Source organism: Mycobacterium sp. 1482292.6, from assembly GCF_001672995.1.
GTDB classification, from domain to species: domain Bacteria; phylum Actinomycetota; class Actinomycetes; order Mycobacteriales; family Mycobacteriaceae; genus Mycobacterium; species Mycobacterium europaeum_A.
In genome coordinates this window covers 1-11720 of record NZ_LZKV01000028.1, presented here as the reverse complement: position 1 = coordinate 11720, position 11720 = coordinate 1, and the positions used below count along the sequence as shown (strand labels likewise).

Genomic DNA, 11720 nt, shown 5'->3' with positions numbered 1-11720 from the left:
CAGCGTCGGCGGAGGTGCTGCGGTTCGCGCCCTTCGGGGTGCCGGTGGTGCCGCTGGTCAGGATGATGATCGACGAGTGCTTGCTCGCCTTCGGCGCGGGCTTCTTGTCGCTGCGCTCGATCAGGTCGGCCAGCGTCTCGTCCTCGCTGCCCGACGGCTCGTCGCTGTCGGGGTTGGTCCCGAGCGCCCGCAGCTTGCCCAGCTCCGGAGACGCCTTGCTGACCGCCTTGGTGTACTCGTCGATCATCATCCTGACCAGCGGCACCACCGGCACCCCGAAGGGCGCGAACCGCAGCACCCCGCCGACGCTGGCGCCCATCGGCGGCATCCTGTCGCATGTCCCGTTCAAGGCCAACGAGGTGACCTCGCTGCCCGCGCCGATGTTCCACGCGCTGGGATTCCTGCATGGCACGATCGCGATGTTCTTGGGCTCGACGCTGGTGCTACGCCGGAAGTTCAAGCCGCCACACGTGCTGGAAGACATCGAGAAGTACAAGGTGACCGCGATGGTCGTGGTTCCGGTGATGTTGTCGCGGATTCTCGACACGATCGAGAAGATGGACAAGAAGCCGGACCTGTCCAGCCTGAAGATCGTGTTCGTATCGGGATCGGCGCTGGGAGCCGACCTGGCCGAGCGGGGCCTGAAGGATCTGGGCCCGGTCATCTACAACATGTACGGCTCCACCGAGATCGCCTTCGCCACCATCGCCGAGCCCAAGCACCTGGAATTCAACTCCTCGACGGTCGGGCCGGTCGTCAAGGGTGTCAAGGTCAAGATCTTCGACGACAACGGCAAGGAGCTGCCGCAGGGCGACGTCGGGCGCATTTTCGTCGGCAACGCCTTCCCGTTCGAGGGTTACACCGGGGGCGGCAAGAAGCAGGTCATCGACGGCCTGTTGTCGTCGGGAGACGTCGGCTACTTCGACGAGAACGGCCTGCTCTACATCAGCGGGCGTGACGACGAGATGATCGTCTCCGGCGGCGAGAACGTCTTCCCGGCCGAGGTCGAGGACCTCATCACCGGGCATCCGGACGTCGTGGAGGCGACCGCGATCGGCGTCGAGGACAAGGAATGGGGCCACCGGCTGCGCGCCTTTGTGGTGAAGAAGGACGGCGCCGACCTCGACGAGGACACCGTCAAGCACTACGTGCGCGACCACCTGGCCCGCTACAAGGTGCCGCGTGAGGTGGTCTTCCTCGACGAACTGCCGCGCAACCCGACCGGCAAGATCCTCAAGCGCGAGCTGCGCGAAATGGACGTCGACTAGCCCGGTACGGCTGGCGCCAAGCGAGTCAGCGGCGGTCTTTGATGGCGCGGGTGATCTGCGCTGTGAGCTTCGGATCGACCAGGAGCTGGTCGATGAGCGCGGTGAGGACCTCCTGGCCGGTCACCCGGGCGACCCCCAGCCGGTCGGCCGCCTCCCGCTGCCAGATGTCGAGCGCCCGGTGCGTGGCCGCCGGCAGGTCCACGGTGCGACGCGTCCGCTGGGTGCGACCCGGCTGGGCGGCCGGCTGGGCGGCGATGCGGTGGCCGCCCGGTTGCCCGAGGCTGGTGAGGCGTTCGGTCGGTGCGGCGTCTCCCGACGGGCCGCCGGCCGAGCTGGGGGCGCGAAAGGCTCCGACGCTGGGTCCGCTGTGGCTGCTGTTGAAGTTCACTTCGGTGTCTTCCTCCGTGAGTGCCAATCAGTAAATCAGCGCTCGGTGCCGTTGTGTCAATACTGATTCTGTCACCGAGGCCAGCGTAAGTCGCGTCGCCGGGCCGCCCGGGGGCCGGTCGGCCGCCGGGCGCGTCGAACCGCAGTTGCGTGCCGCGCGCGCCGGCCCGTTCCGCAGATCCTCTCGCAAAAAGATAAAAGTAGCTGTCTGCATGTAACCGGTTGCGTGTGATGCTGAATGGCGTGAACAAAGACGACGAGAAGGGCGCGGAATCAGCGAATGCGATAATGCGTGAAAGCGGACGTCAGTAGATACGCGTTCGGTGAGCCAGTAATTCAGTAGATCGGCGATGAGCTGGATAAAGCCGGGAGATAGGGCGTCGGCATCAGTATTTATGATCAACTGAATTGCGCAACTTCGCAACGGAAATAGGCGCTAGCGTTCGAGCCGGTGCGACGTCGTTGTTGTCTAATTCACAATCCAAAAAGCGAATTGCACTTGTTTGCTCAGAAATGTCCAACTAACGTTTTTGTTATCGATAGCAAGTGGTTGGAAGGAATGACTCTAATGATCTTCGGGCGATCATTACGCGGCGCGGCCGCAGGTGTCATAGGTGCCGGGGCTGTGGCCGGCGCGCTGCTTTTCGGCGGCGCCCCCATGGCTGCGGCCGCTCCTGCGCCCGCAGCCACCACCAGCTTCGCCAGTGCCGGGCCGCACAGCGGACCGGGCTTCATCCCCGATCGCCCCGGCGGTCGCGGATGGGGCGGCCATGATGGTCGGGGAAATGGCAACTGGGGGCACGGCAACTGGGGCCACGGCAACTGGGGCCGTGGCTACTGGGGCCCCCAGCACTGGTGGAACTGGTGGTGGTGACCACCATCTCCGCGCGGTAAGCGGCCGTCGCCGACACGCCAACCCTCGGGATGGCCGACCGCGTATGGGGGGACCCATGCCGGCCTGACTTCGTCAGGTCGGCATGGCCCTGTTTGGGGGCACTTTCGCGACGGCTTACGGGTCGCGGGGGAGGCCCAGCAACCGTTCGGCGATGATGTTCAGCTGCACCTCGGAGGTGCCGCCGTAGATCGTGGTGGCGCGGCTGGCCAACAGGTATTCGCCCCACTTGCCGGGCAATTCGTTGGGGTCACCGATCGCGGCATCGGTGCCGAACGACGAGACCGCGAATTCGGCATAGCCCTGGCCGGTGCGCATCGACAGCAACTTGGAGATCGCCGCCGACGGCATCGCATCCCCGCCGGCGAGCGTCAGCAGCGTCGAGCGCAGGTTGAGCACCTTGGCCGCGTGGCCCTCGGCGATCAACTGGCCGGCGCGATGCTGGGCGATCTGGTCGAAGTGGCCGTCGCGGACGAACTCGACGAACTGGGCCAGCGTGGCCAGAAAGTTGGCCTCGCTGGACCCGATCGACACTCGCTCCGCGGTCAGCGTGTTGCGGCTGATCTCCCAGCCCCGGTTGAGCTCACCGAGCACACACTCGTCGGGCACGAACACGTCGTCGATGTAGACGGTGTTGAACATGGCGTTGCCGGTGAGCTCGCGCAGCGGCTTGACGTCGACGCCTTCGCTTTTCATGTCCAGCAGGAAGTAGGTGATGCCGGCGTGTTTCGGGGCGCTGGGGTCCGTCCTGGCCAGCAGCGCGCCCCACTGGGAGAACTGCGCGGCGGTGGTCCAGATCTTCTGGCCGGTGATGCGCCAGCCGCCGTCGGTGCGGGTGGCCTTGGTGGTGAGGCCGGCCAGATCCGATCCGGCGCCCGGTTCGGAAAACAGCTGACACCAGATCATTTCGCCGCGCAAGGTCGGCGGCAGGAACCGTTGCTTTTGCTCCTCGGTGCCGAACGCGACGATCGACGGCACGATCCAGGTCGCGATCCCGGTCTGCGGCCGCTTGACCCGCCCGGCGGCGAATTCCTGGGCGATGATGATCTGCTCCACCGGGCTGGCACCCCGCCCCCATGGCCTCGGCAGATACGGCAGCACCCAACCACCCTCGGCGATGGCGACCTTGCGTTGCTCACGCTCGATCCCCTTGAGCGCGGCGACTTCCGCGCGAATCTCCGCCCGCAGCTTCTCGGTGTCGGGATCGAGATCGATGTCCACCGCACGCATCCCGGTGGTGGTGGCCGTGTCGACCACCTTCTGCGGGTAGTCCGCACTGCGGCCGAAGGAGGCGGCCAGCAGTAAGGCCCGGCGGTAGTAGACGTTGGTGTCGTGCTCCCAGGTGAAGCCGATCCCGCCGTGCACCTGGATGCAGTCCTGCGCGCAGCGCTGGGCGGCCGCCGGCGCCAGCGTCGCCGCCACGGCGGCGGCGAACTCGACATGCGAACCCGCTGTGTCCCAATTGTTTTCGCGGGCTTCATCGATCGCGCGGGCGGCATCCCAGACCGCCGCGGTGGCCCGCTCGGTGTCGGCGATCATCTCGGCGCACTTGTGCTTGATGGCCTGGAACTGGCCGATCGGCCGGCCGAACTGCTCGCGGATCTTGGCGTAGTGCGAGGCGGTGTCGGTCGCCCAGCGCGCCACACCGATGGCCTCGGCGGACAGCAGCGTCGTCATCAGCGCGTGCGCGGTCGCCATGCTCAGGTTCGTCAGCACGACGTCCTCACCCACCTCGACGGCGTTGGCTCGCACGTGGGCGACGGGTCGTAGCGGATCGAGGCTCTTCACCGGCTCGATCTCGAGCTCATCGGCGCGCAGCACCACCCAGGCCTCGCCGCTGTCGATCGCGACCGGCAGCACCAGCAGCGTGGCCTGCCCCGCCGCGGGCACCGCGCGGACTTCGCCGCGGATCACCAGCGAATTGGCGTGCCGGGTGGCGGTCAGCGCACTGCAACTCAGGCCGAAGGAGGCGATCTCGGCGCCCGACGCCAGCTCGGCGAGCACCTTCGCGTCCGGGTCGTGCGCGGAGATCAGGGCGCTGGCGATGGCCGACGGCACGAACGGGCCAGGCACCGCCCCGTAACCGAATTCGGCCAGCACGATGGCCAATTCGAGGATGCCGAAGCCCTGGCCGCCGACGGACTCGGCCAGATGGACGCCCTGCAGTCCCTGCTCGGCCGCCGCCTGCCAGTACGGCGGAGGGTTCTCGAGGGGAGTCTCCATGGCCGCGTGCAGCGTCTCCGACGGCGCAACGCGCGCCACCAGCGATCGCACGGAATCGGCCAGCTCTTGATGCTCGGGATTTATCGCGATCGGCATTGGTCGCCTTCCGTTGCTGCAGGACGCCGTTTCGGCCAAGTACCTTCCAAGCTAACAACCAGTCGGTTGGTTGACGACATGGGCTCGTGGCCTCCCGCTGCCGGGCGCCGCGGGTCGCCACCGGCCGTTCGCGGCGATCAGCGCCACCGCTTGTTGATCCATTGGGCGATGATGTCGGCCTGCTCGGTGCGTGCGCCCGGGGTGGTGAAGTAGTGGTCGGTGTCCACCGAGGCCTGCGTCTTGTCGGTGCCGGCGAGCGCGTCGAAGATGCGTTGGGCATCCGAGGGGAACACCCCGGTGTCGGCCTCGGCGTTGATCACCAGGGCGGGACAGGCGATGCGGGCCAGGTGCGGTTCGGCGCGGGTTTGGGCCACCCGCAGGCTCCACATGCCCAGCCAGTTGCGCAGCGTGCAGGCCGCCGCGATGCCGTGCGCCGAGCGGTTCGCCTTGGCCGGCGCGCCGGCGTAGCACATGTTGGGTGCCCGCTTGGTGGGCTCGATGCTGGCGTCGACCATCCGGGGATCGGCCCAGGTCCGCATCACCGAAAACGGCCGGTCGGAAAACCCCGCCGCGCGAACGCGTTTGAGCTCGGTCTCGGCCCAGTCGGTGATGGCGTGGTTGCGCGCGGTCTGCGCGCTGCGGTATCGGGCGAGAAACTCCGGCGAATAGGGCGGCCCGTTGCGCTCGTTGAACAGGTCGAGGTCGGCGTCGGTGGCGACGGGGTCGTTCTCGTCGACGACGGCGGCGTCCATCCAGGCGGTGAGCACCTCCGGGCGTCCGGGATGGGCGGCGGTGGCCACGTACCCGTCGGCGGGCGGCAATTCGGTCACCCCTGCCGCCGGGCGCATCCCGTCCAGGGGAATGACATTGGGATCCACGGCCTGTGACTGGTAGGCGGCCATCAATGAGCCGCCTCCCGAATTGCCCAGCAGCACAACGGTATCCACAGCCTGGATCTCGCGCAGCCAGCGCACCCCGACACCGATGTCGACCAGCGCGTGGTCGAGCAGGAAGCTGCTTTCGAAGCCGCGAAACCTGGTGTTCCAGCCCAGAAACCCGACACCGCGAGTGGCCATGTAGTCGGCGAGATAGTGCTCGGAGAAGTCGATCTGGTAGTGCGTGGCGATCATCGCCACCTTGGGTTTGCGTCCCACCCCCCGGTGATACAGCCCTTGGCAGGGGTTCCCGCCCGCGCCCGCACGCCCCGCGGTGCGCGACGGCAGCCCGATGAATTCCCGGATCACCCCGGCGCCGGTACGACGAGTCAATTCAGCGGTCCTCCTGACGCGTAGATGGCCCGGTAATAGATGTTGGCCAGGGTTTGGACGCACGCTTGGTCGTCGGGTTCCACCGCACGCGCCCCGGCGAGCTGCAGGTAGCAGAACTGGTTGAACATCGCCACGATGGCCTCGGCGAGCAGCCGCGGATCGTCGTCGGGGCAGTGGCCGTCGTCCTGGGCGCGCCGGACCGACTCGGCGATGAAAGAGACTGGTATCTCGCAGATCTCGGCCCAATACCGGGCGAAGTCGTCGTTGATCATCGCCAGCTGCGACACGCTGATCACCTCGGCGAGCCGGTTGCGGTAGGTGTGCCAGTGCGCGGCTGCTGCGGCGTAGGCCCGTTCACGTTCGGACAGGCCGTGTTCGGTCACCGACTGGGCGCGCTCGTTGGCCTCGTCGCGAAAGCGCAGCGCCCACTGGCGCACCATCGCCTCTTTGGAGTCGTAGTAGTTGTAAAACGACGCCGCCGAACGGCCCGCTTCCGCGGCGATGTCCGCGATGGTCGTGGCCAGCACGCCTTTGCGCGCGATAACGGTCCGGGCTGCCATATCGATGGCGGCCTGCGTCCGCCTGCCTCGACGGGTGGGAAGCTCGGCGGGCTGGCCGTCGCGGTCAGCAGGGGACGCCGCGGTCGACACCTACGCACCTCCCTGGGCCAAAACTGAAACTGATGTTAGATTCAGATTTGGATCTTGGCCAGGATCGTCAAGCCGGGACCGAGGGGAGCCACCAGATGATCAAGCCGCACAACACCAACCCGGAATTCGAACTCGGCGGGATCAACCATGTCGCCCTGGTGTGTTCGGACATGGCGAAAACCGTGGACTTCTACAGCAATATCCTCGGCATGCCGCTGATCAAGTCGCTCGACCTACCCGGCGGCGCCGGCCAGCACTTCTTCTTCGACGCCGGCAACGGCGACTGCGTCGCCTTCTTCTGGTTTGCCGACGCCCCCGACCGGGTGCCCGGAATCTCGTCGCCGGGCGCCATCCCGGGCATCGGCGACATCACCAGCGCCGTCAGCACCATGAACCACCTGGCCTTCCACGTGCCGGCCGAGAAATTCGACGCCTATCGCCAGCGCCTCAAGGACAAAGGGGTGCGGGTGGGGCCGGTGCTCAACCACGACGAGAGCCCCATGCAGGTGTCCGCGACCGTGCATCCCGGCGTCTACGTGCGCTCGTTCTATTTCCAGGACCCCGACGGCATCACCCTCGAATTCGCCTGCTGGGTGAAGGAATTCGACAGCGGCGACGCCAAGGCCGTGCCCCGCACCGCGGCGGACCGCCGGCCCCCGGTGGGTGCCGCCCACTGATCCCACCGGGCCGAGCCGGAGGATGGTTTCATGACCGACGGCATCCTGACCGACGCGCAGATCGCGGCGTTGACCGCCGAGCAACGCCGGGAACTGATCACTCGGCTGGAGCAGCCGGTGGGCGACCTGATCGACCCGGAGTTCCTGGCCCGGGTGCGGCGCATCCGATTGAGCCTGATGATCGGTGGCTCCATGGCGATGGTCCCGTGGCTGGGGTACCTGTCCGTGACCCTGCCGGAGAACTACGTCGCGCACAACTGGCCGATCACCTGGGTCGGCTTCGACGTGCTGCTGGTCGCGTTCATGTTGACGACAGCGGTGCTCGGATACCTGCGTCGTCAGCTGCTGGTGCTCGCCGCCTTCACCACCGGGGTTCTGCTGATGTGCGACGCCTGGTTCGACCTGATGACCGCCGGGCCCAAGGACATCTGGCTGTCGGTGATCACGGCGCTGCTGATCGAGGTGCCCCTGGCGATCTTCATGATCACCAGCGCGGTGCGCATCCTGCGGCTCACCATGATGCGGTTATGGCTGCTGCACCCCGGCATGCGGCTGTGGCATCTGCCGCTGTTCCCGTGAGGCGCTGAGGGTTTGGCCGGAGCCGCTCCGATTGGGGCGGTGCCGGCCGTCAGACGAGCCGAACAACGCTGACCCGAGACTTGGCCCCGGGCAGGCGAATCGGCGTCGGACCGACTTTCGCATGGATACTATTTGGTACGCACCAGCCGGCCATACGACCGGTTGGCGGAGAAAGGTTACCGCACCGTAGATGATCGCGCGGGAGAACGCGAGTCTTCGTAAAACCGCGAAATCTTCACCCCCGTCAGCTAGCGTCCACAGCAGCGACACTAGGGGGTGCAGCGACGCGGTAGTTCAGCCCAACATACCGGGAACACGTCGCGAGATTTTCAACCTGAGACCGAACAGATGATGCGCCAAACGCCAAGCGCTGATTGCACTTTCACCACCCCCAGATCGCACAACAGATGTCGGTACTCACAGCACAAGGACTCGACGACATGGTCGCACTCGGAAACATCAACGAATGGCAGCCGCCACACGGCCCGGTTACCATGTGGATGGCCGCGCCCACGGCGCTTGAAGCGGCACGCGCCGCCCGGCGAAGCGATCTGGCACCGAGTTATCAACAGCATCAACACCTCTGGGCCGCTTACCACGGCAAGACTCTGAACCGGCCGCTTCCCCGATTGATGATCGTGGCGTGGGACATCCCCGGAACCTGTGACATCGAGGCGATGACCGCGACGATCAATGGCCATGTGCGCCGCCAGGACACATATCACTACTGGTTCGAATTCGACAACGGAATCTTTGTGCGCCGCGAACTCGAGGACCCCGAAGCCATCGAATTCGTCCCCGTCGCGCTCGGGGAGATGACCCCGGATCAGGCGCGCAACCACGTCTTGACCACGACTCCGCACACCCTGGAATGGGGTTGCTTCACTTACGGGATCGTCGCGCACGCCGACTATTTCACCTTCTACGCCAGCGTCGACCACCTGCACATCGACGGACTGTCCGCCGCCCTCATCTTCCTCGACATCCACCTGATGTATCAGGAACTGGCGCAAGGGGGGCACTCCCACGCCGCGCTGCCCGAGGTGCGCAGTTATCGCGACTACGTTGCGCGGCAGCGCGATAAGGCGGCGGCCCTGGACCTGTCGTCTCCGGAGATCAAGGACTGGATCGCCTTCGCGCGTGACACGGACGGCGACTGGCCGAGCTTCCCGCTGCCGCTCGGTGACATCTGGGCCAGCACCAAGGGCGATCTGTTGACCGTCGAACTGATGGATGCCGCCGAGACCGAGGCCTTCGACGCCGCCTGCGTCGCCGCCGGAGCCCGGTTCATCGGGGGAGTCCTGGCGTGCGCGGGTTTCGCCGAACACCAATTGACCGGCAAACACACGTATCACGGGTTCACGGCCAAGGACACCCGGGTGCCGGGCACCGACACGATGACCGTCGGCTGGTTCGCCAGCCTGATTCCCATCACCGTGCCGATCGCCGGCGAGACGTTCGCCCAGGCGGCCAGGGCGGCGCAGAAGTCGTTTGACGACGCCCAGCGCCTCGCGGACGTGCCGGTCGAGCGGGCCTTGGAGTTGGCGACCCCCGACGAACTGGGGATCAAGCTGCCCACCCAGCTGCCGATGATGCTGTCCTTCCTGGACTTCCGCAAGATTCCCCTCAACGGGCTGTGGGCGGAGACGAAGTTCGGCACCTACGGCGACAGCCTGTCCGCCGGCGGGATCAACATGTGGATCAACCGGCAGGCCGAGAACACCACCGTGACGATGTCCTTCCCGGACAACGCGATCGCGCGCGAGTCGGTGCTCCGCTACATCGCGGCACTGACCCAGGCGTTCGTGCGCGTCGCCAAGCCCACCCTGGATGAGCCGGTCGTGGCCGTGCCCCAAGCGAATTCGGACGGGCCCTACCCCGTCGCGCCGAACGCGGACGACAACGAAGCGGCCTGACCATGAGCAACGTGCTGGACCTGGCCGATCAGACCCTCTTTCTCGGCGAACGGGCCACGGGAGCCACCAGCCTGTTGCAATGCGTCTGGGTGTACGACCGCGCCGTCGACATCGCCGGGCTGCGCGAGTTCCATCACCAGCTGGGCAGGGGACGGTTGTCGCGCCGCATCGAGCGGTCGCCCTTGCCGTTCGGCCGGCATCGCTGGGTGGCGCCGAACGACCGGTGCGCCCTCGAGATCGCCGGCGCGCCGCGGCCACGCGACGGGATCGACGCCTGGCTGGCTGAACAAGCCACCCAGCGTCCGGATGCCGAGTACGGGCCCGGCTGGCACCTTGCGGTGCTGCCGTTCACCGACGGCGGTGCGGCGGTCAGTCTGGTCACCACGCATTGCCTCACCGACGGGGTCGGGCTGTGCGAGGCGTTGGCGGATGCGGCTTCCGGGCGTGGCGACGCGATCCGTTGGCCCGCCGCGGGGGCGCGGCGGCGGTGGCGGGCAGTACGGGAAGACGCGCGCCAAACCCTAAGCGACGCAGGCGATGTCGGTCGTGCCGTCGGTGCGGCCGCCCGAATGCTCAGTCAGGGCCGTGACGCGGTGCAGGCCGCGTCCGCCGGGAAGCCCTCGACACCGCCGACCGCCGGAGACGATCCCATCACCCTGCCCGCGACGACGTTCTTCGTCGACGCCGGCGAGTGGGACGAGAGGGCCGGCGCCCTCGGCGGCACCAGCAACGCGCTGCTCGCGGGAATGGCGGCGCGCCTCGCCCAGCGAGTGGGACGCGTCGCGGCAGACGGCTCGGTCAACGTGGGGATGCCCGTCAACGAGCGCACCCCCGGCGACAGCCGCGCCAACGCGGTCACGAACGTCGACGTCACGCTGCAGCCCTCGGCGATCGGCACGGACCTGCGCGAGATCCGCGCCGTGATCAAGCAGGCCCTGGTTCGCCATCAGGATGTGCCCGACGAGCGGTGGGCGTTGCTGCCGCTCGTTCCGCTGATCCCCAAGCGGCTGTTCCGGCGGCTGATCAGCGTGGTCACCGGCGGCGCAACCACCGTCGTCTCGTCCAATCTCGGTGTGCTGCATCCGGCGGTGAACCGACCGGATGGCGGCGAGGCGGACTGCTTCGCGATGAGGTCGGTGTACCCCGGCGTGACCAGCGCGACGATGCACCGCACCAACGGGGCGCTGGCATTGCTGTCCGGGCGGGTCGACGGCACGGTCTTCGTCTCGGTCCTGGGCTACCAGCTGGGCCGCCGAAACTCGAATGACGAGTTGCGCCAAGCCATCTACGGTGTGCTGAGCGACTTCGCGCTGACCGCGACGTGGGACTGGCGGACGTTCAGCCGGGTGTGAATCAGCCGCGGGATGCTAAGCGTCCGCGCCCGTTTCGGTGAGGCGGTACAGGTTCGGCTCGGCGAGCTCGTCGAGCAGCGCCGCCAAGTGGTCGACGAGCTGATCCGGTTCGAGTCGGACGTCACCGGCCAGCCAGGCGCTGATGGTCTGGCCGACGCCGCCCACCACGAAATGCGCGGCGGCCTTGATGCGTTCGTTCGCCGGAACCCGTAGCGCTTGGCCGACGTGCTGCCCGGACAGCATGGCGAACAGCGCGCTCGACTCGGCACGTTTGCGCACGATCACCGGATCGGCCAGCTGCGTGCTGAACAGCAGGCGCCCCACCCGGGGGTCGTCGGTGATCGTCCGCACGATGTTGGCCATGCCCGCGCGGGTTTGCTCACCGGCCGGCACCGCGGCCACCGCCGCCTGT

At 67.2% G+C, this 11720-nt stretch carries 8 protein-coding genes and 3 pseudogenes; 5 read left to right on the top strand and 6 right to left on the bottom strand.

The features are described 5' to 3' along the window. A pseudogene (locus A5624_RS27930) lies at positions 1–241 on the bottom strand (acyl-CoA synthetase); the annotation flags it as partial. Here A5624_RS27930 and A5624_RS01650 point away from each other — a divergent pair. Beyond that, positions 234–1268, top strand: a pseudogene (locus A5624_RS01650) (AMP-binding protein); the annotation flags it as partial. The pseudogenes A5624_RS27930 and A5624_RS01650 overlap by 8 nt on opposite strands. 25 nt (positions 1269–1293) lie before the next feature. Here A5624_RS01650 and A5624_RS01645 read toward each other — a convergent pair. The 4 genes from A5624_RS01645 to A5624_RS01630 all read right to left on the bottom strand — a co-directional run bounded on the left by A5624_RS01645 (position 1294) and on the right by A5624_RS01630 (position 6694). Next, complete coding sequence (locus A5624_RS01645) at positions 1294–1656, bottom strand: ATPase (protein ID WP_066860510.1); 363 nt, start codon at positions 1654–1656, stop codon at positions 1294–1296. Positions 1657–2664: 1008 nt separating this feature from the next. Then, the gene (locus A5624_RS01640; RefSeq protein WP_066860507.1) at positions 2665–4866 is read right to left on the bottom strand and encodes an acyl-CoA dehydrogenase; all 2202 of its coding nucleotides are present in this window, start codon (positions 4864–4866) and stop codon (positions 2665–2667) included. A gap of 137 nt (positions 4867–5003) precedes the next feature. Continuing rightward, positions 5004–6134: an alpha/beta hydrolase gene (locus tag A5624_RS01635; RefSeq protein WP_066860504.1), complete on the bottom strand. Its 1131-nt coding sequence runs from the start codon at positions 6132–6134 to the stop codon at positions 5004–5006. After that, positions 6131–6694, bottom strand: a complete 564-nt coding sequence (locus A5624_RS01630) for a TetR/AcrR family transcriptional regulator (RefSeq protein ID WP_197518893.1) — start codon at positions 6692–6694, stop codon at positions 6131–6133. The genes A5624_RS01635 and A5624_RS01630 overlap by 4 nt, the downstream gene beginning before the upstream one ends. A gap of 185 nt (positions 6695–6879) precedes the next feature. Here A5624_RS01630 and A5624_RS01625 point away from each other — a divergent pair, with 185 nt between their 5' ends. From A5624_RS01625 to A5624_RS01610, 4 genes are all read left to right on the top strand, one after another. After that, entirely contained in the window at positions 6880–7461 is a 582-nt protein-coding gene (locus tag A5624_RS01625) for a VOC family protein (RefSeq protein WP_066860499.1), read from the top strand. A gap of 30 nt (positions 7462–7491) precedes the next feature. After that, complete coding sequence (locus A5624_RS01620) at positions 7492–8040, top strand: hypothetical protein (protein ID WP_066860496.1); 549 nt, start codon at positions 7492–7494, stop codon at positions 8038–8040. A gap of 440 nt (positions 8041–8480) precedes the next feature. Then, on the top strand, positions 8481–9956 hold the full coding sequence (locus A5624_RS01615) for a condensation domain-containing protein (protein ID WP_066860493.1): 1476 nt from the start codon (positions 8481–8483) through the stop codon (positions 9954–9956). Positions 9957–9958: 2 nt separating this feature from the next. After that, positions 9959–11308, top strand: coding sequence for a hypothetical protein (locus A5624_RS01610; protein WP_066860490.1), 1350 nt, complete (start codon positions 9959–9961; stop codon positions 11306–11308). 15 nt (positions 11309–11323) lie between these two features. On the opposite strand, the pseudogene A5624_RS01605 reads toward A5624_RS01610, so the two are convergent. Further along, positions 11324–11720 (bottom strand): annotated as a pseudogene (locus A5624_RS01605) (TetR/AcrR family transcriptional regulator); the annotation flags it as partial.